19 protein-coding genes and 3 pseudogenes are annotated in these 22,427 nt (G+C 54.2%); 8 read left to right on the top strand and 14 right to left on the bottom strand.

What is annotated here, in order from left to right:
* Positions 1-116: 116 nt before the first annotated feature.
* Genes JOE39_RS07170 through JOE39_RS07160 form a run of 3 tightly spaced genes read right to left on the bottom strand, consistent with a single transcriptional unit; the run spans position 117 to position 3,133 of the window.
* Positions 117-479 carry a hypothetical protein gene (locus tag JOE39_RS07170; RefSeq protein ID WP_004404666.1) on the bottom strand — a complete coding sequence of 121 codons (363 nt, stop codon included), beginning with the start codon at positions 477-479 and terminating at the stop codon, positions 117-119.
* Positions 476-1,840 carry an acyclic terpene utilization AtuA family protein gene (locus JOE39_RS07165; RefSeq protein WP_004404664.1) on the bottom strand — a complete coding sequence of 455 codons (1,365 nt, stop codon included), beginning with the start codon at positions 1,838-1,840 and terminating at the stop codon, positions 476-478. Before JOE39_RS07165 ends, JOE39_RS07170 begins: the two co-directional genes overlap by 4 nt.
* Entirely contained in the window at positions 1,841-3,133 is a 1,293-nt protein-coding gene (locus JOE39_RS07160) for a citrate:proton symporter (RefSeq protein WP_057445531.1), read from the bottom strand.
* A gap of 131 nt (positions 3,134-3,264) precedes the next feature.
* Here JOE39_RS07160 and JOE39_RS07155 point away from each other — a divergent pair, with 131 nt between their 5' ends.
* Positions 3,265-4,206 carry a LysR family transcriptional regulator gene (locus JOE39_RS07155; protein ID WP_057445532.1) on the top strand — a complete coding sequence of 314 codons (942 nt, stop codon included), beginning with the start codon at positions 3,265-3,267 and terminating at the stop codon, positions 4,204-4,206.
* A 207-nt stretch (positions 4,207-4,413) separates the two neighbouring features.
* On the opposite strand, the gene JOE39_RS07150 is transcribed toward JOE39_RS07155, so the two are convergent.
* On the bottom strand, positions 4,414-5,250 hold the full coding sequence (locus JOE39_RS07150; protein WP_057445541.1) for a PhzF family phenazine biosynthesis protein: 837 nt from the start codon (positions 5,248-5,250) through the stop codon (positions 4,414-4,416).
* Positions 5,251-5,810: 560 nt separating this feature from the next.
* Between JOE39_RS07150 and JOE39_RS07145 the strand changes: the two genes are divergently transcribed.
* Positions 5,811-6,689, top strand: coding sequence for a hypothetical protein (locus JOE39_RS07145; protein WP_024664345.1), 879 nt, complete (start codon positions 5,811-5,813; stop codon positions 6,687-6,689).
* Positions 6,690-6,827: 138 nt separating this feature from the next.
* Positions 6,828-7,760, top strand: a complete 933-nt coding sequence (locus JOE39_RS07140; RefSeq protein WP_024664344.1) for a hypothetical protein — start codon at positions 6,828-6,830, stop codon at positions 7,758-7,760.
* A gap of 16 nt (positions 7,761-7,776) precedes the next feature.
* Here JOE39_RS07140 and JOE39_RS07135 read toward each other — a convergent pair.
* From JOE39_RS07135 to JOE39_RS07105, 7 genes and pseudogenes are all read right to left on the bottom strand, one after another.
* A pseudogene (locus JOE39_RS07135) lies at positions 7,777-7,901 on the bottom strand (transposase); the annotation flags it as partial.
* A gap of 87 nt (positions 7,902-7,988) precedes the next feature.
* Complete coding sequence (locus tag JOE39_RS07130) at positions 7,989-8,621, bottom strand: hypothetical protein (RefSeq protein ID WP_032623493.1); 633 nt, start codon at positions 8,619-8,621, stop codon at positions 7,989-7,991.
* Positions 8,622-8,891: 270 nt separating this feature from the next.
* Entirely contained in the window at positions 8,892-9,449 is a 558-nt protein-coding gene (locus tag JOE39_RS07125) for a hypothetical protein (RefSeq protein WP_024664342.1), read from the bottom strand.
* Positions 9,450-9,707: 258 nt separating this feature from the next.
* Positions 9,708-11,033 carry a hypothetical protein gene (locus JOE39_RS07120; protein ID WP_024664341.1) on the bottom strand — a complete coding sequence of 442 codons (1,326 nt, stop codon included), beginning with the start codon at positions 11,031-11,033 and terminating at the stop codon, positions 9,708-9,710.
* Positions 11,034-11,075: 42 nt separating this feature from the next.
* Entirely contained in the window at positions 11,076-11,660 is a 585-nt protein-coding gene (locus JOE39_RS07115) for a hypothetical protein (protein WP_080272529.1), read from the bottom strand.
* The gene (locus JOE39_RS07110) at positions 11,650-12,792 is read right to left on the bottom strand and encodes an XRE family transcriptional regulator (protein ID WP_245227472.1); all 1,143 of its coding nucleotides are present in this window, start codon (positions 12,790-12,792) and stop codon (positions 11,650-11,652) included. The genes JOE39_RS07115 and JOE39_RS07110 overlap by 11 nt, the downstream gene beginning before the upstream one ends.
* 1,060 nt (positions 12,793-13,852) lie before the next feature.
* A pseudogene (locus JOE39_RS07105) lies at positions 13,853-14,131 on the bottom strand (DUF3429 domain-containing protein); the annotation flags it as partial.
* A 377-nt stretch (positions 14,132-14,508) separates the two neighbouring features.
* On the opposite strand from JOE39_RS07105, the pseudogene JOE39_RS26280 reads away from it, so the two are divergent.
* The 3 genes and pseudogenes from JOE39_RS26280 to JOE39_RS07090 form a co-directional block, all read left to right on the top strand.
* Positions 14,509-14,742 (top strand): annotated as a pseudogene (locus tag JOE39_RS26280) (GntR family transcriptional regulator); the annotation flags it as partial.
* A 242-nt stretch (positions 14,743-14,984) separates the two neighbouring features.
* On the top strand, positions 14,985-16,367 hold the full coding sequence (locus tag JOE39_RS07095) for a gluconate:H+ symporter (RefSeq protein ID WP_024664339.1): 1,383 nt from the start codon (positions 14,985-14,987) through the stop codon (positions 16,365-16,367).
* Between the two features lie 138 nt (positions 16,368-16,505).
* On the top strand, positions 16,506-16,952 hold the full coding sequence (locus JOE39_RS07090) for a GNAT family N-acetyltransferase (RefSeq protein WP_024664338.1): 447 nt from the start codon (positions 16,506-16,508) through the stop codon (positions 16,950-16,952).
* Positions 16,953-17,098: 146 nt separating this feature from the next.
* Here the strand turns inward: JOE39_RS07090 and JOE39_RS07085 are convergent, their stop codons facing one another.
* Complete coding sequence (locus tag JOE39_RS07085) at positions 17,099-17,563, bottom strand: DUF3429 domain-containing protein (protein ID WP_024692540.1); 465 nt, start codon at positions 17,561-17,563, stop codon at positions 17,099-17,101.
* Positions 17,564-18,062: 499 nt separating this feature from the next.
* On the opposite strand from JOE39_RS07085, the gene JOE39_RS07080 reads away from it, so the two are divergent.
* Both JOE39_RS07080 and JOE39_RS07075 read left to right on the top strand, forming a co-directional pair.
* Positions 18,063-18,782, top strand: a complete 720-nt coding sequence (locus JOE39_RS07080) for a hypothetical protein (protein ID WP_024683006.1) — start codon at positions 18,063-18,065, stop codon at positions 18,780-18,782.
* 504 nt (positions 18,783-19,286) lie between these two features.
* Entirely contained in the window at positions 19,287-20,357 is a 1,071-nt protein-coding gene (locus JOE39_RS07075) for an alpha/beta fold hydrolase (protein WP_210077624.1), read from the top strand.
* 26 nt (positions 20,358-20,383) lie between these two features.
* Here JOE39_RS07075 and JOE39_RS07070 read toward each other — a convergent pair whose 3' ends face one another.
* Together JOE39_RS07070 and JOE39_RS07065 are read right to left on the bottom strand one after the other, a co-directional pair.
* Positions 20,384-21,709 carry an FAD-binding oxidoreductase gene (locus tag JOE39_RS07070; RefSeq protein WP_210077626.1) on the bottom strand — a complete coding sequence of 442 codons (1,326 nt, stop codon included), beginning with the start codon at positions 21,707-21,709 and terminating at the stop codon, positions 20,384-20,386.
* 40 nt (positions 21,710-21,749) lie between these two features.
* Positions 21,750-22,418, bottom strand: a complete 669-nt coding sequence (locus tag JOE39_RS07065) for a haloacid dehalogenase type II (RefSeq protein WP_003426786.1) — start codon at positions 22,416-22,418, stop codon at positions 21,750-21,752.
* Between the last annotated feature and the right edge of the window lie 9 nt (positions 22,419-22,427).

Here is a 22,427-nt window from a genome sequence, read left to right as displayed (position 1 = left end):
TCCGCCCGACTGGTCCGCGGCATGCTGAGAGGATTGGTCCGCCGGTGGGTGAACCAATTTTTCAACGGGTACGGATTTGTTGCATCAATGCGTGCAGGGTGCGCCAAAGTGCGCCGTTAGCTGGTCGACCGAAGTGTTGCATCGGGTGGCGCGGCTTGCCATTCCAGAGACAGATCGAGCAGTGCGGCCCCCAGCGCCTTGCCGTGGGCGTCGAGCGCCAGTGACCGTGTGACTCCGCCACGCAGGATGCCGGGCAGGACGAAGTTGAGCGCACCTACACAAGGCAGTTCGTAGCGCCTTACGGGTGGCCCATTCAGGTCCAGCAGTTCGGCGAAGTGTGCAGTGACCCGCTCAACCGTGAGCAGCTCAGCCAGACGTGCATAATCGTCGATGTGAAAGGCAACGATGGAGATATTGGAGACGTCACCCTTGTCACCGGTACGTGCGTGAGCGATGTCCCGCAGTTTTGTGGTGTTCATGGCAGGAGCTCCAGGTGTACGTGCAGGTTGACGTGGTCTCTCGGCACAAACAGTGACGCCACCGCGACCACCTGGCGGACTGATTTGCTCGCACCGCCGCCTCCGTATGGGCCGTTGGTGTAGAGGGTTTCTACTTCATTGCCGACGCGTACCGCATCGCTTTTGTCCACGCAACGCGCGGCGACCCGAAGGCGTACCTCCCAGGGCTCGCCCTCGGCGCGCGCCCCCAGGTGACTTCCATGCAAGGCGCTAACGCCGATCAGTTCGGCCTGAATGTCCTCACATGCCACGCCTGTCAGAGCCAGTCGTTTGAGCACGATGTCCTTCGCCAACAGCCCGCGGGCCAGCGCGCCGGGGCCGCCGTAGGACATTTGTCCTTCGCCGATCCAGCCATCGAGAAAACCTACGGACACCTTCAACGTCTCGGGACGTGCGTGTCCGCCCGCCCCCTGAACGCGTACTTCGTCTCTCGCGATGGATTCGAAGCCAGCATGGGTGAAGTCCGCGCTGACATCGGGCGTCAGGTAGGCGGCAGGGTCATGCACTTCGTACAACATTTGCTCGGTGCAGGTGGCGGTATCAATGCGGCCGCCTGAGCCCGCCACTTTGCTGATAACGGCATTGCCTGCCGCATCTATCTCGGCCAGCGGGAAGCCCAGGCGGTCGAGGTCGGGAACGTCTTTAAAACCGGGATCCGCGAAATAGCCGCCGCTGACCTGGCCGGCGCATTCGAGCAAGTGCCCGACCAAGGTTCCACGGCCCAGCAATGCCCAGTCGTCCTCGGCCCAGCCGAACTCGAACATTTGCGGTGCGAGAAACAGTGACGGATCAGCGACCCTTCCGGTAACGATCACGTCAGCATCGGCGCGCAAGGCCTGGATGATTCCTTCTGCGCCAAGGTAGGCATTGGCCGAAATGAGTCTGTCGCCGAGGGATCGCAGAGACCTGCCGTTGTCGAGGGATCGATCGGGCTGTTGCAGTAGGGCTGCGAGCACGTCATCGCCTGTCAGCGCTGCGACTTTCAAGCCCGTCAGGCCAAGATCTGCCGCTATCCGGCGTATTTCACTTGCGGCGCCAAGCGGATTTGCAGCCCCCATGTTGGTGATGATTCGCAAGCGACGGCTCGTACCGTCAACGCCTTTGCCCACAAAAGGCAAGACCCGGCGCATGCGCTCGCTCAGCAATGGATCGTAGCCTGCTGATGGGTCTGCCAGACGCGACTGTTGTGCCAGCGCAATGGTACGTTCTGCGAGGCATTCGAATACCAGGTAATCCAGTTGCCCATGCTCGGCCAGCTCGATCGCCGGCTCGATGCGGTCGCCGGAATAACCGGCCCCTGAACCAATCCGTATGGTTTTCATTCAAAAAACTCCTATGACCATAGCGGTCAGGGTCATGATGACCGAGGCCGCAAACAGGAAAGGGATAGTGAAGCGCTGATGGTCGGCCAATTCGATCTTGCACAGGCCGACCAGCAGAAAGGTTGCTGGCGTCAGCGGGCTGACCGGGAACCCGGTGGTATGTACGCCAAGCAGCGACGCTTGCGCGACCTGCATCGGGTCAACGCCGAGCGCTTTGCCGACCTCGGCGACCACCGGCATGATGCCGAAGTAGAAGGAGTCCGGATCGAAAAGCAGGCTCAGGGGCATGGATATAAAGCCTACGACGACCGGGATCAGCTTGCCGTGCCCGGCGGGGATCTGGCCCACGGCCACTTCTGCCATGGCCTTCAGCATCCCGGTGCCTTGCATGATGCCTGTGAACACCCCGGCAGCCAGCAGAATACTGGCCATGGTCAGGGCTGTTTTGGCGTGTGCGTCGATACGCGCCCGTTGTGCGTCCACGGCGGGGTAGTTGATGCACAAGGCAATCACGGTGCCGAGCATGAACATCACCACCGGATCGACAACGCCCGCGATCATCACGCCCATTACCACCAGCGTCAGCAGCAGGTTGACCCAGAACAGCCGAGGCTTGCGCAGTTCACGCTCGGCATCGCTGAGCACGCGTTGGTGGGGTTTTACATCAAGATTGTCGGGGCCCAGGCCGAGGCGTCGCTCTTCGCGCCGTCCCAGGAAAAACGCGCAGGTGAAGACAAAGATCAGTCCGACGATCTGCACCGGAATGAGCGGCTGAAACAGATCCGAAACCGGCACATGAAGGGCGGCGGAGGAGCGCAGCACCGGGCCCGTCCAGGGCAGGAAGTTGACCCCCGCAGCCATTGCCGTCACGCACGCCAGTATGCGTTTATCCATGCCAAGGCGCGTGTACAGCGGCAGCATTGCGGGAATGGTCACGAGAAAGGTCACCGCGCCGGAGCCGTCCAGATGCACCAACAGCGCCAGCAGTGCGGTGCCCATGACGATGCGGGTTGGCCGTGTACCGACCCGTTTGAGGATGCGGTCGATGATCGGATCGAGCATGCCGGCATCCGTCATGATGCCGAAGAAGAGGATGGCGAATACAAACATCCCGACTACGGGCGCAACGTTCTTGATGCCTGTGATGATGAAGCCACTGGTTTGCAGACCAAAGCCAGCGAGGAGGGCGGCGATGATCGGCAGGGCGATCAATGCAACCAGGGGAGATATGCGTTTGCTCATAATGCTGACGAGCATGGCAAGGATGGTTATCACACCGAGTGTAGCGAGCATAGGCTGGTCCTCTTTGGCATCCCTGTGCGCGGCAGCGACGAGACGCCCTATTGTTGTTTTGCAAGAGTAATAGCAACGACGCTATGCTCTGTGAATTGAAATATTCAGTGGGTCATATTCGGAAAAACAAAATGAGGAATTCGATCCAGCATATTCGCGCCTTCCTGTCAGTGGCTCAGACCGGCAGTTTTTCCAAGGCTGCAGCCGCTCTCAACTTGTCGCCGTCTGCACTGACCGTGCAAATCCAGCAACTGGAGGATTGGCTCGGCGTTGCCTTGCTGGAACGAAGCCCACGTCATGTCTGCTTGACCGGGGCTGGCCAAAATGCGCTTTTGCCTATGGAGAAACTGCTGCTGGATCTGGACAACATCGTTAGTGCCGCGCGGGACATTGCAGCCTCACGACGCGGGTTGATCACGATCGCCGCGTTGCCGTCGCTGTGTTCAGGCGTACTGCCTGCAGTGTTGAAGACGTTTCGCGAACGGTTTCCCGGTGTCGAGGTCAGGCTGCGAGATGTCGTCGCGCAACGAATCGATGCGCTTGTCATGGAGCGCGAAGTGGATTTCGGATTAGGCGTGCAGGCTCGGCCCACCCATGGGCTGGAGTTCAACGCCATCCTGGAAGACCGGTTGTGCCTGTTCGCTCCAAAAGACCATCCCTTGGCGAATCGCCGCGCAGTGAAACTGAACGAGATAGCTGGTTTCCCGATCGTTCTTACCGGCAGGGAAAGCAGTGTTCGCGATCTTGTCGAGCGAGTGTTTGCTGACGAGCAACTGCCTTTATCTGCGGGCCTGGAAGCCAATTACATGTCTACGGTACTGGCGTTGGTCAGACAGGGGCAGGGCATTACGCTTCTTCCGGAGTCGGCGGACGATGGGCGGGGAGACCTGAGTAAAGTGCCAATCGATCATCCGGGTGTTGTTCGGCAGATTGGGCTTATTACCCGTACGGAGCAAACAATGGCTCCCGCCGTCGTCGAATTTGTTCGGTTGCTGGAGGATCTGCGCACGCTCGGCCATCACAGCCGTACTGAAGCTATTGCTCATAATGAGACTGTTATGCCGCGCCGTTGATCGTCAACTGTAGTGTTTTATGTTTGGGTAAAGTGCAGGAGGGGCGCTTGTTGGTGTTGATGGATAACTCAACTAAATGACTGTTTAGTTGAGTTATTAATCTCAGTGATTCTAAGGTTGGGTGAGGGCGGTTGTTCTGGTTTCTCAAGTTTTCTTGGAAAAGCGTCCTGAAAAGCTCACTGACTCAACCGGATTTTCAATCATCTACTAAAAAGAGACTCGGCCGGTAATGCATTTTTGAACCTCACCACCAACCCAGATGCGCTCGCCAATTTGTTCTACCTGAATTCGTCCGTGACGCCCTAAAGCCGTACCTTGGCTGACAGTATATCGTTTCGGCATTAGCCCGGCTGGTATTAGCCATTGGGCAAGGCTGGCATTAAGGCTACCAGTAACAGGGTCTTCGGCAGACCTGTCACTAATGAAGGCTCGAACTTCAATATCAGCTCCTGCATCTCGCCCGATCCAAGGCGCAAAGGCTCCTACGTTTAACCCGTTCAGTGCTGCATAGTCTGGATGTATTGCCAACAATTCTTCACGCGAGCGCAGCATTACGACAACCCAACCCGGACCGTTGTCTGCCCATTGGCTCGCAATAACACGGTCAGGTGCAACACCCAATCCATCGATGATGCGGTGCAAAACGTAGTCTTCAACCGCGCCTCCACGTAGCAATGGTGGTGCCGCGAAAGCCAGACGAGGGCCGTCGCGGCGGATGTTAACTAAACCTGCACCACACTCCTGAACGACTTCTTTACTTTGCGAAAAAATATTATCCCCTAGCCACACGTAACAGCTGCCTAAGGTAGGGTGGCCAGCGAAGGGAAGTTCACGCATTGGCGTAAAGATACGTACGCGATAATCCGCATCAGGATGGGTAGGACGCATGAGAAATGTAGTCTCGCTAAGGTTTGTCCAACGTGCGAACGCGGCCATTTGTTCGGTGGTCAGATCATCGGCGTCGCTTACGACTGCGAGGGCATTGCCTTCCAAGGGCTTGTTAGCGAATACATCAACCTGGTGAAAACTCAGTGTATTGGGCATGAAGCTCTCGTAGGTTGGTTTGCGTGGAATGGTAACCCTAAATACATCGCAGGAGAGTGTCCACATTGATGCGCGCTTGCCGCCGCACAAAATTCCCGGCGAAGAGCCAGGTCTTGCGTCCAGGTGGATACAGCGCAGGGCTCGCTCGGCGAGCGTACTGTTGATAGATCAACGTGCGTAGAAACTCCGCTGGTGCTGGTAATGCAGTGAGTTTGAGCTTCTGTTTTTCTCGGTCGCCACTGACATTGTTCGGAAGGCCGGAAGCTCAGCTTCAATCGCCGCGATCAAGTTTTTGTTAGTGGCGGTTTCGCTCAGGTTAGATTCGAGGCTGATTGGCATGTTTCGACAGGAGCCTTTTCCTGGTGAAATGCGGTGGGCACTGGCCTGGATTGTGAAATACTTTGTTACGCATAATGTATATTATGTTAAACGGCAGGTCATGTCATGGATGTTCATGAACTGCCTAAGTCACTGATTCGACAAAACCGCTTCTGGCGTCCACTCTGTCAACGGGCCATGTACTAAATGTTCATGGTGAGCCTTTGAATGAGGACCTTCCAGTGAAGTTGGTTCAGAGCCGTTTCGCTTCCGGTCAGCGTGTGCCGCTGCTTGTGCAGGATGGTCAGGCGGCGCCATTGCCCAAGCTAGTCCCATTCATCTACGTCCAGCTCAAGCTCAGGCATCGTGCATACAACACCGCCGCAGCGCACCTGCGTGCTATCCAGGCTTTCTACACCTATGCCAAAAGCCGAGATCTGGATATCGATGAAGCCATCTTAGCGGGCCACTTTGAGGTGATTCTGGCTTTACTGGATGGTTACGCCATCTGGCTCCAAAGCGGCCGTCAGGCCGATAATTTGGTCGCCCGAATAGGCACAGCTAAAACGACATCTTTTCCGCTGATCGATCCGCGCACCCGTGACCAATACCTGCGGCTGTTGAAGCAGTTCCTGTCCTGGTGTGTGACCCGATACATCCGGCGTGCCCGTCAGAACTCAACCAGCCTGGCTAACATCGAGGTGGCATTTGCAGATGTCGCCGACGTCATTGAACGGCGCTTTGAGAGCCATATCATCAATGTTCGTCCCGACCACGCTCGTTACCGCAGCCTGACAGATACGCAACTCCAGATCATTCAAACGCTGATTCGCCCGGGCGCTGCGGAGAATCCGTTTCCAGAACGATTGCAGTTGCGCAATTGGCTAATGATTGAATTACTGCTGGAGACCGGTATCCGTCGTGGAGAGCTTCTGAAGCTCTACACCACGGACATCAATCAGGGTTCTCAGCATGCCTATGTCAGCATCAATGACCGCGAACATGACCCAGGCGACCCGAGCGCTGAAGAGCCTGAATCATGGAGCTCCGTCTGTTCAGATAGGAGCAGTTCCTGCCAGTTTGAAGCTGCATTCGAAAAATTTAGTGAAGCTAAATCATGAGCTAGGCGTTTGTGCGATGAATCTAGATTCGCTGTACAAAGGAGTGTAGCCTCTGCAAAAATTCGAGATCGTGTAGAGCCTTACAGTTTTTTCGCTGGTGGCACTAATCTTTACAGATTTGACACAAGGAGTAGGAAATTGACCGAAAATCCCGAGTCGCCCTCAAAACATCATGTATTTGGTCGTGCTTTGAATGATGTCGAGCATGCCATAGGCATGTATGCCTACAGTTATTGCACGATGCCCGCTGAGGCTATTTACGATAAAGCCATTTTGCAATCCATGATGAGCGTCATTGAAACGTGTCACATTTACTGCATCGGATACACACCAATTGTGGATTTCACTGGTGCAAGCCAAACGGGAGATGAGCTTAATATACAATTGAATGTATTGGGTAAAAAGTATACTGTCACGTATTCAATACCTGGTTTAATCTACAAGATGGAAGACGGTTATAATTTCCTAGAGGATCCGACCGGCGAAAGGTTTTGGCCTGACATGGAGCATGTACAAGACCGCCTAAGCAATGAATTTAAAGCTGTTACTTTCGACGTAAAGTACATTGGCCAGGCATACGGTCAAGACGGTTCAAGAAATGCCATTGATCGACTTCTAAAACATGAAACCTTGCAAAAAATAGCGCTGAAGGGAGTTCCATCAGGGCACAAACTGACTCTACTTTTGCTTTCCATTCAACCTAGCAATCAACTCATTACAATGATGAACCCATTTGCTAAAAATGGCGATAGCGGTGATGCACGGATAAAACAAGGATTGGACAAAGCGCAAAACACTACAGAAGCGGAAAAAATTTCTCTGTATGAAGCGGCGCTAATTAGGTATTTTTACCCGGAATTTAATAAAGAATTCAAGGACAGTTTTCCTTCTACCAATCTAAAGATTCTTCAAGATTGCTATGACAAGGATTTTGGCGCCGTTGTAGCTGAAATCTGCATAGATGAATTACCTTTCATGTTATTTTCAGATAAGATTGAGCCAAAATTTTATCACGTCGCAAAGCATAACTTGCATAAGAGTGAAGATCGAAAAATGTTCTTTGGCATTTGATCTTGCGAAAATGTCACAAACTAGAAGACTGGATCAAACTCATGATCGCCGTGGCCCGTTTACCGCTGCGTAGCGACCCGGCGGCAACCAGTTCGAGCGTCCAAGCGCTGACGGCCGGATCTGGTTCTCGACCTGGTTGTTCCAGGGCTGCCTCATTCGCATGCCTCGCGCAGTTGCTGCGCGAAAAGCGGCAGAAAAAGCTCGGCTTCAGCTTTTTGCCACCCTAAATCAAAGATAAACTTTATCTTTAGAGCTTCTAGAGTGATACTCTGTAAGGTAATCCAAATATTCTTGGAAATATTTATATGGAATTCCAGAATCCACGGCCATTTTTTCAAAGTCATCAGGAAAAGGCCGATATATTTTCTTGATCTCTCTCATTCGTGAAACATAGACCCCCTCATAAGTATGGTCGCCTTCATAATATGAAAATAACCTCTTTCCTCTCACGCTGAACCCACGCTTCACCAGCATTCTATCAACTTCATATTCGGCCAGATCCGGATGCATGTAGAACCATTCGGAGTTCCGACCTGTATATAAATGCAAGACTGGGTCAGCAAAAGATCGTCGATGGATGTAGCCTTCGATAGCTTTCAACTCAAACTTTGAAATTCCATAGGTGGACTTTGCGAGATTATAGGTAGCGAAAAGCACGATGAACGGATTATAGGTTTTTCCTTCTGCAAGCCTTTGCTCAGGCGTTTTTTTTGTTGTTAATCCTATTTTTGATATCCCCATATCTCTAACGTCGGCTGCAATATACAACCACCCAAATGGAGAAAGTGGATGCGCAGCATAGTGATCATTCTGCGTGACGATTTCTTCGTCTGCGTCAAACTCATCGTACTCGAAATCCATTTGAAAACTACTCTATCTGAACCATGATAAATTATTACTATTGAAGCCAAGATCCGCGATGTTAGATCAGTCATCTACACCGGCTTAACCGATACCCGTGCCACAAACCTGAATTAGGGGGGAGTTTAGTGCATCGACTCGATGAATGATCTCATGCATCATGTCTTCGAATTCATTTCTCACCCGCAATCTGACTTTCAACCTTGCCGTAACAGACCATCAGCGACTCCCCTACCCTGCTTGGTGGCCCCCGACACTTGAGTCACGGTGTTACTGGTAACCGCGCCAGTGGGCCTCTACCTGCCAAAGCGGCTTTCCGGCCATAGCTTGTCTCACCCCGTCAATGACGTCTTGGTACTGACTGGAATCGAACTTCGACCAGCGCAGCTTGCGCGCTTTGGCCCACGTGGCACGCAGTCCGCCTACATCATGCACATATAGGTCATCGAGCAGAAGGCTATCGATGGGTGGGTGAAGTGAAGCGACGTTGGCGTGGTTTTCATGCCCTGCACAAACAACTGCACCCTTGAGGTAAACGTTGATTAATTTTGCTGCGACGCCGTGATTGAAGCTGCGCAGGTTATGTTCAGTAGCTGCTTGTATCGCTCTAACGCACCACTGCCGATGCTCCGCATCAATACTATGGGGTGTGGGCAATAACTCGGGGTCTGCTAACAATTCCTTGAGTCCCACTGCCTCAATGATGAGTTTGCCTGTATTGACGTCGAATCGGCAGGTGTTCGTGCTCGCGGCACGGCTCGCTGCCCACGCGGAATACCTGTGTTTGTGCTCGATAATGCAGTAGCTAGATGGACTTACGGTCTGCACGTGAAGCTCCTAATTAATTCAGAACCAATTTCTAAACTCGGCCCTTTCCTGGGCTGGGCAACTGGAATCAGTCGGATGGCGGGCGCGCTTTGCGAATCGCTCCATCAACTCGTAGCTACTTCACTTATTAGTACCACTTGGCATAGACAGGGACTGTCTGTGCAACAAAAAGAAGCCTGACGTACTGAACTTTATAGGCGATTCGCCACCAGGGTTGATCACTCCTACCATGTCGCTGTGTATCCGCTTCCCCTTAGGTTACTTGGCTACGAGCTGCACGCCTTTGTCTAATAACTCTCCAAGGACACGCTCCCTGGTCTGTGTTGATTGACTTGCCTGCGTCACCAGTGCACTGGCGGCCATAGCGGCAAGGCGTCGTGCACTAACGCGTTTCTGAGTTGAGATTTTCTCGATGCCACCTCTCCCATGGATGAAGGCGCTCCGCAGGTTGAACAGGTCAGCGTACAGGTCTGCAGCAGAAGCATCGTCCAAAGCGGATGCTAACCGGACGCTCACGCGTTTAGTAGCACCAATATTTGGATGATGCAGCTTCCGGGCCTTCGGATCGTGATCTGTCTGAAGTCCCAGGGCGGCCTCGATGGCGGTCAAGTGTGCCATGAACTCATCAATGCCATTTGCAAGGAATGCCCGCACCACGAAATGCATGACAGGGGGTTGTAAGAGCTCTGAGTCGAGAGCGCTTTTGAAGTCCGTCCAGCGCTCATCACTGAACTCAAGCATTTCACCTCTGGCGGAATCTATCAGCCTGAGTTCAATGGGGCGCTCCACCTCGATGGACTCTCCCCAATCGTCCGTATAGGTATGCGGCTCCCATGAAAGCGTATCCGCGCTAGGGGGCGCTGAGGGTGAGACGAACAGATCATCGTCGAGACAGTAAACCCAGGGCACCCGAAAACCGCGCCAATCTACTTCGTTCATGGTTGACCACTTCTCCCATGGAGCAAGCAACAGGAAGAAGAGCACGGTCTCAACGGCCTGTGGAAAGCGACCTTTGTGGGGATCAATTTCACCAAAGTCCCTGTCCATGATCGTGGAGAAGTCCGGCATTGCTCGTAGTCCTACACTACGAGTCACGGGAACATTTTCCTCGATCACAAGCCAATGGAATTGCGATAGTCTTGCCGAATCGAGCGGTTGGTTTGGATAGCATCTAGCTAGTCTACGAGCATCGAAAAAGGTCTCAAGATCCGCTGCGCTAAATCTACCCAGCCTGACTGCCCCAAACGTTAATGACGGCACGTCCTCCGCCAAATCTAGCGGGCAGATATAAGTGCGACGCGTGCTCGTTTGCTTGAACGCCTGATCCAGCCTCTCCGCCGCTTCAGTAACATCGCCAATCTCGGCTTCCAAAACCTCTGGCAGGGTGCCGGGTGCTCCGAGTGATCTCAAAGCATGGTTCAGCGCGAAGGAGGATCCGAAGCTATGTCGACCATTTTCGTACAGGTCCGCACATACCTTCTCAAGCCTTTTGAATACAGGTTCAGACCAAAGACCGTTTTGGGATTTGCGAACGATCCATAGATCACTAAGAGCTTGAAGAAGCTGCGGCTCAACCTTAGCCAATTTCGTTGCTCCTTATACTATTGCTGCCCTTGCGAACATGAACTACTCGGGCGTGGACAGAGCGTTGCGGGCGCACTGGAGCGCCAACACATAAGCATCTTGCAGGTGAGGCGCAAGACATCCTTCCATTTGCTGGTGTTGACTCAGGACATTGCAATGATCGGCATCGTCCAGCCGTCGCGTGAAGATCAACCAGCCATGAAGGTGGGGCGTCGTCTGCGTGGGATGCGCCCCGGCGGCGGCAGATAATTTTCTGGCGCCCTGATCATCCGTTAACACTGCTAGCCCGCGGCCCATGGCGAATGCAATGGATGAAAGCTCTCCCTTCCCTAGTCGCTTGCGACTTTCTAACAATCCAATGACCTGAAGATCCGCAATGCTGCAGGAGTGGACTTCAAACTGACCGGCTCGGCGTGCCTCCTGCAGTCGACGCTGTAGCTCACGACTCGAATCATTTGGCAATGTCCTAGGTTTAGCTAGACATTCGTAATCCACAAAGCCTGTCACACAGAAGCTGCATTTAGCTGCGACTGCGGCCCGGTAAAGGGTTGAGGATGATAGAACGTTCCAGACGGAACACGTATCTGTCACGTTGTGAAGGTTGAATTGAGAAGGATCAATGGCCATAAGATGATCTTCCGTAAAGGGATAATAGATCTCGAAGCTCTTCGTAGTCGCACAATAAGGCCTCTGCCAGTCTCCCCTGTGTGATGACTCCCTGACTGGCCGCATCCAGACATAAGGCGACGTAGCTATCCGACAGCCCTCTCTCCAACAAACGAGCTTTACGCTCCCGTTGTCGTGGCGCTAATTGATCTGGAAGCTCTGGATCGACTTTGAGATTACGAGGCACTCGACACGATTTGATGTGTTGGAATACAGCCTCGCTAATCAGCCCTTCAGCTTTGAGCCCGATACCAAGGGCCACGCAGCTCACTCGCAGTTCATTTGCCCAGTGCTGGACGTCTGCCTCCACCCAACGTTTAGGATCAGGCAGTTGCCGAAGGAATTCTGGTGGCATCAGGTAGCGAGAGGCAAAGGTGTTCGCTCGTAGCTCCCGGCGATCATCCTTATCCGTTTGCACGTAGGTAATGCTGGGACCGTCACTCGCATCAAATAGGGCGTGAGCCATTTCATGAGCCGCACTGAACCGCTGCCTGTACACATCCTCGCTATAATTAACCAGGATGCATTTACCGGCAGTTGGGTGAAGCATGAAGAGGCCGGAAACTTTAGAATTTCCGAGTTTGCGGCGGAAGACATGTGCTCCCGTCTCACGGATTTCTCGATAGACATCTCTGGGAACAGCGTTGTGTTCGTGTTGGTTGAAGCGACGGAATCCGGTCGCTGCCGAAACACCATCCTTCTTGAAATGGCCGGTAGGAGGCGCAGCCGTGAATTGCCGATGCTTGATACCCATCGCCTTTGCAAGGAATGCCTCTGTCTCGCAAAGGTACAAAAACTCCTGCACCGCCCGACGATCGTCCTTTGAGAATTCTTTACCGTGTGCCCGGTAAAGGATTTCAGTCTGCTCGAAAGGCGCAACCTGTTCATTAGAAATGAAGAATTTGAAATCGCAGCGGAAAAGGTCAGCCAAGATGAGAACTTCGTCCCCGGTAGGCTCAACTTCGCCTGCCTCGACAGAGCAAAGGCGCTCTGGCGGGATGCGAGTGGCCGCACTCACCTCTTCCACGGTCAGTGCGAGCTGGATGCGATACCTAGAAACGTTTGAACCCAAAGCACTGAGGTTTATTGCCATTGCTGTACCCCGTCTTCCTAGTGAGGGTCAACCCGATCCTAGATGGATCGGTGTTGCCTGGCTACTGGACTAATCCAGAATTAACTCCCATATCGCTTATACCGTTGGTTCCGAGTTCGAAATGCTCTCAGCCATGAAACCCTTTGTAGCCCTCCAGTGCAGATCGAAATCCTATGCCCCCTGCCGCCCGCATACTAGGCGTTCGCATCGAAGATGCAGACTAGGTTGTTCAAGTTGCACGCACGCCGCGGTTGAGAATCTACCGTCAGACTCAGAGTGCCGCTGCTAGGCTACGACCCCGAACCACCGAAGGGGCCAGCCGTAGATTCTAGCGCCTGCAATAGTTCAACCCAAATGGCATCACCCGGACGTGCACACCGCGAATTGTCTTCGCATACTGATCATTTAATGATTGGAACCACCAGATCTGAACCCTAAGTCTCTGAAGAGCGACCGACGCCCTTCTCCAGTGCTTACGCGTCATCCAGCGCAGCACGCAACCGTCATTTTTAGTGCTCTAACGAAGGCAGACAAATTAAAGGAAATCGACCCGAAGCAGCCAAAAACCGAGTCGAAGCTCACAGGTGAGAGTTCGCTGACGACTGGGAGATCAGATTGCCAGTCCTTTCCCTATCCCGCTATCGGAGGCGGGGTCAGGTCTACGAAGCAGCTCAGTCGTTCCAGGATTTGGCAATCCCAAGGAGTCCTCTGCAGATAAACCAGAAGGTCCTCATGAACATAAATCTGTGAACATTTGGTTCCATACACCCGGAGAAAACCCGCTAGTGATTGGGGGTTCGATCGCTCATAAACAATAAGCATCGCCCATAAGTTAAATAATGTATATTTCTATGTCTGCTCATGTGTCAGCGTTTCGTAATTCCTGGACTGAAATTTTTTAACCCTGGACGCTTCGTTCGACAGAAATTTCAAGGGCTTACCCTCGTCTATCCAATCTGTGCGTCTCTGGATCGTTTTCTGTCTGGGCCGGGACTGACTGTCTGCGACTCGCTACGTATCGGCCACCGTGCGACTGCCCAGATGAGCCTGATCCATTCGATGTGGCAATCCAGGCAATAAGTGCAGGGATGACACTCCAGATGAACCGGCCGCTGCGCTGCTCGGCTTTCATGTCTTGCGCGGTCATGGCGAAGCCCTAGTGCAAGGCGCCGACGAAGCTCAGGATGACGGCTCCATAGTTAACAAGCGTAGTCGCAAACAGCGGCCGATAGTCGCCAGAGAACGGGATCAGCAGCGCCAGAGAAATAAACGGTAAAAGGCCGCCATAACCCAGCAGGCTGACGTGCTTTGGCAGAGAGGTTGAAGGCAACGCGTTCATTTGTATTCCTTGCAGTGAGCGACACTCAAGACTGTAGGCCCAAAAGCCCCGCTTGAGCGATACATTGATGGCAGGTGGGCCCCGCCTCATGACCCGGTCTTCAGGGTAACCCCATATCGTGATTGAGCCGAGAGCAGTGACCATTTGGGCAATTCAACGAGATTCCGCATTGGCCCCCTGCCCGGCTTAGGCTTTCCGAAAGCGCGCAGCCTGGTGTTTGTCGGAATTCGATAGCCACCGTTAGCGTGATGATGGAAAACCAACTGCTACCGGGACTCGACCCACACCCACAAGGCCACTCTTGACAATCTCTCATCGTCGGACAAATACTTTACCTTGATTCATATAAATGACTATATAACAAGGTGAATCACTCAATGAATGCTGTGCACAACGATAGCCCTACACCCCTTTATCAGCGCCTTAATGACCCCTTGGCTCAGCAGATTGCAAACATCCAGGGGCGCTCCGGCGAAGCTATTCCCACGGAGACGCCGCTTTCAGCTGAATACCTGCTATCGACCTGCATCGTACCCAAGGCGGTAGATGCGAGGGTCAACGCAGGTTTGCTGGAGCGTCAACAAGGGCGTCGCACATCTGTCCGTCGACCTCTTCGCTTGCCGGACATCAAAGGCCTCAACCTTGGTGCTGCACGTGCCCGCGCCCCTACTCGCTTAACACCTAAATTACCTGACGGCATTGGCATAGCAGCAGGATACGACGTGTTCGCCTTTCCTAATGCGGCCGTTGCACGCGGGTGCTCCCAAGCTTAATTCTTAGCGTGCTTCGGCAGCGTTACGACTTTTTCCAAGGCTGAGTACAGCCTCAGCGCTCCCATTACTGAGACCTCTTCATGACTACCCTAGATATACAACTTCTAATGACAGCGCTTGTCAGCGTCTTGGTGCTGGTGGCACTGATCGTGTCGCGACTCAAAATGCACCCGCTTTTGGCCCTGTTGATCGTTTCCGTTGGAGTGGGCTTTGCCACCCAAATGCAGCCCGAAAGTATCGTCGCTCATTTGATCGCCGGTGCCGGAAAGACACTGGGGGCAGTTGGGATCGTAATTGCGCTTGGCGCGATGCTTGGCAAAATCCTGGCTGATGCTGGCGTCACGGAGCAAATAGCCGAGGTCATCCTTAAGCGCACCTCGGATCGAATGATTCCTTGGGCAATGATGATTGTTGCGTTTGTAATTGGCATACCCATGTTCTTCGAGGTGGGGCTGGTGATCATGCTACCGCTGATATTCAGTGTGGCGCGAAAGCTGGAAAGCCAGGCTCGCTTCAAAGGCTCGGCATATGTTTATGTCGGTGTTCCTGTGATTTCCGCGCTCGCCGCTATGCATGGCATGGTACCTCCGCACCCTGGCCCGTTGACGGCCATCGCCGCGCTTAAAGCCTCAGTAGGCCCGACAATGCTCTACGGCTTTATCGCGGCTATTCCAGCAATGATTCTGGGCGGTCCGCTGTACGGTGCGTTCATTTCGAAGCGCATGAGCACCAGGCCTGACCAGGCATTACTTGATCAGTTTACTCTGGCTGAAAAAGCCGACAATCAACACCGCCCCGGCGTTTGGCTCGGCGCACTGGCAGCCCTGCTACCGGCGATCCTGATGCTGATAAATGCCGTCGCCGAGATGCTGCTACCCAAGGGCAATGCGATCCTGCAGATGGCCAGTTTCGTGGGCAACCCTCTGATATCCATGCTCTTAGGCGTGCTTTTCGCCGGCGCAAGCCTGGTACTGGCGCGCGGTGGCAACGCCGAAAAGCTGCGCGATTCGCTGGGTAAAAGCCTCAAACCTATTGCCTCCATCATCATGATCATTGCTGGAGGCGGGGCATTTCAGGAGCTGCTGACGAGTGCCAAGGTAGGCGATGCCATTGTGCACTTGACCCAACAGTCTGCCTTCCCTCCGTTGATCCTGGGTTGGCTGATTGCGATGTTGCTCTCGGTCTCTACAGGTTCCGCAACTGTGGGTATCGTAGGCGCTGCGGGCTTGCTCGCGCCGCTTGCGGGTGCCGATCCCAGCCTTAACCTGCCCTTGCTGGCATTGTCCATCGGCTGCGGTTCGCTGTTTTTCAATTATGCAAATCATGCAGGCTTCTGGATGGTAAAGGAGTCCTTTGGCATGACAATGGGAGAAGCGACGAAGACGATCTCGGTGGTTCAATCGATTGTGGCTGTGGTCGGATTGATTGTGGTGTTGATCCTGAATGCGGCTATTACAGTTTAAGTGCCCCGCCCATGCGGCTGCGGCCTCAAGCGCATGGGTGACCGGTAATGAATCGGTTGCATGCTTCGATGGTCGCCCAGCGTGACGTTGTGCCCGAAGGTTCGGCTATCAGCAGATAGAATTCTTTAGGAAAACGATATGATCCGGACAGCCGAAGCAAGTGACGAGTTCGATATTAGACATTGCGCTGAACAAGCCTACGCTCGCTATGTGCCGGTGATCGGGCGCAAGCCCGCGCCGATGACCGCCGATTTCATCACGCAGATAGCCACAGGCATAGTGTATGTCGCGACAGACGACCAAGCCCGGTTTCAGGGCTTTATTGTGTTCCATGAAAAGGATGGGTATTTCTTATTGGAAAACGTGGCAGTCCTCCCGAGCGTTGCCGGACGTGGGGTCGGAAAGGCGCTGATCAGTTTTTGTGAAAATGCCGCACGACAGCGTGGTATGAGCGCCGTTCATCTATATACCAATGCAAAGATGGCAGACAATCTCTCGATCTATCCCAAGCTTGGTTATGTGAAAGTGGCAGAGCGCACGGAGGATGGTTTCAATCGCGTTTACTTCGAAAAAAACCTTACATAACCGCATGCTGAAAAGGTGATCGAGCGCCTGAAAATCACTCCTTGGTCGATGTGGGTATCGCAATACGGCTACTGGTCTTGACCTCGCGTAATGCCAGGCTGGACTGGAATCATTAGACCACTACAGCTCTCTGATTTTGAGAGGCTTCATAAATGAAGCACCTCAACTATCGCGGCAAGCAGTAAGCAGACGCTAGCCACGACGGTAAGCCGTAATCGCATCGGAAGGTACCAGGCGGACAAGCTTATAACCCGCGAGAGTTGCCTGTCCTGCCAGAGGTGGACAACAAAGCCGATGACCAACAGCAAGCAACCCAATGGCATTGGCAGTAACGTGGCAATCCAGGCAATAAGTGCAGGGATGACACTCCAGATGAACCGGCCGCTGCGCTGCTCGGCTTTCATGTCTTGCGCGGTCATGGCGAAGCCCCAGTGCAAGGCGCCGACGAAGCTCAGGATGACGGCTCCATAGTTAACAAGCGCAATCGCAAACAGCGGCCGATAGTCGCCAGAGAACGGGATCAGCAGCGCCAGAGAAATAAACGGCAAAAGACCGCCATAACCCAGCAGGCTGATGGGCTTTGGCAGAGAGGTTGAAGGCAACGCGTTCATGTGTATTCCTTGCAGTGAGCGACACTCAAGACTGTAGGCCCAAAAGCCCCGCTTGAGCGATACATTGATGGCAGGTGGGCCCCGCCTTATGACCCGGTCTTCAGGGTAACCCCATATCGTGATTGAGCCGAGAGCAGTGACCATTTGGGCAAATTGAACGAGATTCCGCATCGGCCCCCTGCCCGGCCTATCCAGATCAAACCCCAGCGTTGATCTTCAAGGCGTGCAATCAGTTTGCTACTTGCTGACGGAGTCATCTCATGAGCCCTGGCAGCAGAAAAACTCCTGCTTTCCGTGCTTTTGCCCGTCGTTGCGCGCCACCATCGTTGCTCTTTCACGTGCGCAATAAAGCAAATCTTATGGCCTTCAGATATCAGGGAACTGACAAGCCAGTATGAGCCACTTAAACGACGGTGATGTCTGGAACCCTTTGGTGCGTGACATTCGATGTGGTAGCGACACTCCCAGCTAACGTAATTCGAACAACGAAGGACATAATATGCTAAATAGAATTTCATCATCCAGCCCGACCAGCTATGTCAGTTCAGGCAGCTCATCGGCAGGTATCAACCCCAGTATAAATGTCAGGCCTCCAAGGGGTGGGCCCGTTGATACGCTAGTAGGCGCAGCCAGTGACAACAACCTTGTGTACATTGGTGATGAGCACGGTAAGCTTTTCATACCTAAACTAATAACCGAGTCCGCTGCAAAACTTAAAAATGCAGGCGTCGACCACCTGGCGGTAGAGTTTGTAAAGCACTCCGATGGCGCCGCGTTCAGAGAAGCATTGAGCGATGGAAAAAGCGCTGTCAAACACTTTCTGGAAGCATCATGGGGGCGACACGGAGACGCTTGGCTAGACAAGGTTTCTGAGGCGCTGTGCAGTGCTCATCGTGCAGGGATTTATGTTTCTGGAATTGATAGGAAAATGGCGATAGATCAGCCTAAAACGCCGATGCAAAAAATTTTGTACATGAAAAAGAGGCTAGCTTTGAATGTAGCTTGGGATGCGGCGGCTACAAGAGAGGCCTCCGCTGTCTGCGCGAACAAAAGTATCGTATGGGGCGGTGCCGGCCATTTCACCAACAGCAAGACTGACGGACCAAAAGACATGCGGCCAGGCTTGGTAATCTCGTTTGATCTGACTGGAAGAGGCTCTAGCAGAATCAATGATGCTGATGAACATAGCCATATCGTGATCGCTGGCGAGGATAACTAAAGAAAACCATTACTGGTTAATTTTCCTTGGCCATTGCATTTGACGTCTTGGCGAAATTCCGAGCAAGGTCATTGCTTCCGGCCAAACCGTTTGAGGTTTCCGGCTGCGTTTTCATCGCTTCGACTGGGCTGACTGGACTTTTGGCCCAGTCAACCCTCTTACGGGCGCAACTCACTCACCCCCTCCACCGCTCCCTCGCCAACGCGCGAACTCGCTTTTTTCAAGCATATTCTTCAAAACAAAGCTGCGCCAAGGTGTTAAGTAATGTTATATAAAAATTAACTTAACATTATCTGATCGTTGGAAGATGATCTTTTCGACATCCATGACGCCCTGACAAAAACACAAAACGGGACGGGAACCAAGATCCCCTGTATCGACACCGGGGGACATTGCGCCGCGGTGGCACCACCCCAAGGGCCAGCGAAACGCGCGCCAAGTAATCACTCTCCTGCAAGCATCGAAGCGCAGGACCTCCTAAAACAAAAATAATAGGACACAGCCATGCATAGATTCATTTCACATCCCGCGATCGGGCTGTTGTTTTCTGTAGCGTTACTGGCCTCCGCCGTCAGTGCCGCGCCGTTACCCGCAGCAACCGAGAGCGACTGGATCGCCTCGCAGTTCACCTTCCATACGGGTGAGAAACTCGCCAACCTCAAATTGCACTACATCACCCTTGGCAATCCCAAGAACCCCGCCATCCTCTTTCTGCACGGCACTTATCGGCCAGGCAGCGATATGCTGAGCAAGGACTTTGGCGGTGAGCTGTTTGGCCCTGGTCAGCCGCTGGACGCCAGCAAGTACTACATCATTTCCACCGATGGCATCGGCGTGGGCCAGTCCAGCAAACCATCAGATGGCTTGCGCACTCGGTTTCCGGCGTACAACTACAATGACATGGTTCAAGCCCAGTATCGGTTGGTCACCGAAGGCCTGGGTATCAAGCACCTGAGGCTTATCATCGGCAACTCCATGGGCGGCATGCAAACCTGGATGTGGGGCCAGAACTGGCCGCAGATGATGGACGCGCTGGTGCCCATGGCGTCCCAACCCAACGAAATGTCGTCCCGTAACTGGATGATGCGCCGCTTGCTGGTGGAGTCAATCAAGCAAGACCCGGCCTGGAACAACGGTAACTACAGCGCGCAACCGCCGTCCCTACGCTTGGCCAACGCGATGTTCAGCATCGCTACCAGTGGCGGTACTCTGGCGTATCAGGCGGCTGCCCCGACCCGCGCCCAAGCCGACAAGCTGGTGGATGAACGCCTCAGCGCTGCACAAACCGCCGACGCCAATGACTTTATCTACCAATGGCAATCTTCCGCCGACTTCAACGCAGCCCCCGGTCTGAAGAAAATCCAGGCGCCGGTGCTGGCCATCAATTCGGCGGACGATGAGCGCATCCCGCCGGAAACAGGCCTGATGCAGGCCTCGATGAAAGAACTCAAGCACGCACGGCTATTACTTATCCCCGCCAGTGCCGACACCCGTGGTCACGGCACCACGAGCATGGCGAAGTTCTATAGCAAGGAACTCGGGCAGTTTATGCGCGAGACTGAAAAGGTGAAATAAATCCACCCCCTCGCCCCAGCTTCAGCTCAAAAGTCCGCCACCTTGCCCCAGGCGGACGTTTGAAAACGGTCCGGGTGATAAGGCCGCGGATCAACAATGGGGCTCACACCGCTGACAATATCGGCAATAAGGTGGCCCGCGCCCGGACCAATGCCAAAACCATGTCCGCTGAACCCGGCCGCGATCACCAACCCAGGCAGGCTGGCCATTTCGCCGATACCGGGAACGCCGTCCGGCGTACTGTCCACGTAACCGGCCCAGGACGCCTGGATTGACGTGCCCTGCAGTGCCGGCACCAATTCCACCGCGCGCTTGTAAGTCAGCGCAACTGCTGAGGCGTCAGCGCTTGGGTCGAGAATGCGCATTCTCTCCATCGGCGTGGGCTGGTCCAAGCGCCAGCGCTTCAAGCTTTCGTGGCCTGCTTGCCAGCCTTCCAGCCCCCCAGGGGCAAGGTTGCGCCAGCGGCGCTGAAACATTGGCAGGAATTGTGTAGAGAACTTCAGCAACTGCGGCGTGATATCGACTCGCCCCCGGCCACTGATCGCCAGCGTGTAACTGCCATCAACGCGGCGGGTCATGGACGCGCCGGTGGTATGCAGCGCACTGGGAATTTCCTGGCTCGGGGCGGAGACTGAGAGCACGGTTTGACGAATCGTCGCTTGTGGGAAGCGAATGCCATACTGGCGGCAGAACGAAGATGCCCAGGCGCCTGCGGCAAGCACTGCGAGCCGGGTGCGGATGGTGCCTTTTTCGGTGACCACTGCCGACAATCGACCGCCTTCGGTCTCGACGCCCCGCACGGCGCAATTCTGATGCACGCTACTGCCCAGTGCCATGATCGCGCGCGCGACTGCGGGGGCTGCGCGGGACGGGTCGGCAATGCCATCGGTAGGCGCAAACACCCCGCCTTTCCAAGGCTTGCCTGTTGCTCTGCCCCGTTCGGCGGCCTGCTCGGCATTGAGCATCTGGGTCTGCACGTTGACGGTCCGCGCAAACTCGCCCCAGCGCGCCCACCCTTCCAGCTCCTGCTCGTTGTTGCTCAGGTAGAGTAAGCCGCACCGCGTAAAACCGGTCTGTTCACCGGATTGCTCGGCGAATTGCTCCCACAGTTCCAGGCTTTTGGTGGCCATCGGCAATTCACGCGCATCGCGATTCTGCTGGCGGCACCAGCCCCAGTTACGACTTGACTGCTCGGCGCCTATGCGGCCCTTTTCGACCAGTGCGACCTTCATGCCGCGCCTGGCAAGGTAATAGGCGGTAAACGCGCCAATTATACCGCCGCCGATCACAACCACATCGGCCTCCGCCGGCAGATCTGCAGAGGTATGCACGGGAGTTAAAGGTGCTGGCATGTTCTGATTATCCACATGAGTTCAAAAGAGAAATCTGTTGCTAGAGCCCGACCAGTCCGGCCAGCCCTCCGATATCCGCGATCTGGTGGTAGCCGAAAGCAGCATTGGCCGGCTGTTCATGCCCCCGCGCCACGAAAGCTTTGTGCTTGATCTTCATGTCGTGGGCCGACATCAAGTCATAGCGAAAGCTCGACGAAACGTGCAGCACATCCTCCGGCCCGCAGCCCAGGTTATCGAGCATGAATTCGAACGCCGCCAGACGTGGCTTGTAGGCCTGGGCCTGCTGAGCGGTGAAGACCTTGTAAAACGGTGCGCCGAGCTTGTCGACGTTAGACATGATCTGTTCGTCCATGGCGTTGGAAAAAATCACCAGGGGAATCTTGCCAGCGATTTTCTCCAAACCCGCCGGCACATCAGGATGTGGCCCCCAGGTCGGCACAGCGTCGTAATAGACCTGACCTTCGTCGCGGTATTCGATGCCCCAACGCTTGCACGTGCGCGCCAGGGCTATCTTTAGAATCTGATCATAAGGCAGCCAGTCACCCATGACCTGGTCCAGGCGATAGGCCGCGTAGTCCTTGATGAATTGTTCCATCCGCTCAACCGGTATGCGATCGGCAAACAGATCCCGCGTCAGGGCTGCGGTTTTGAAGTTGGTCAATGTGCCGTAGCAGTCGAAGGTGATGTACTTAGGGCGAAGATCGCTCATGAATGCGGT

This window comes from Pseudomonas sp. PvP100, assembly GCF_017833055.1.
GTDB lineage: Bacteria > Pseudomonadota > Gammaproteobacteria > Pseudomonadales > Pseudomonadaceae > Aquipseudomonas > Aquipseudomonas syringae.
The sequence above is the reverse complement of the archived record's forward strand: the minus strand, read 5'-3'. Positions and strand labels throughout refer to the sequence as shown.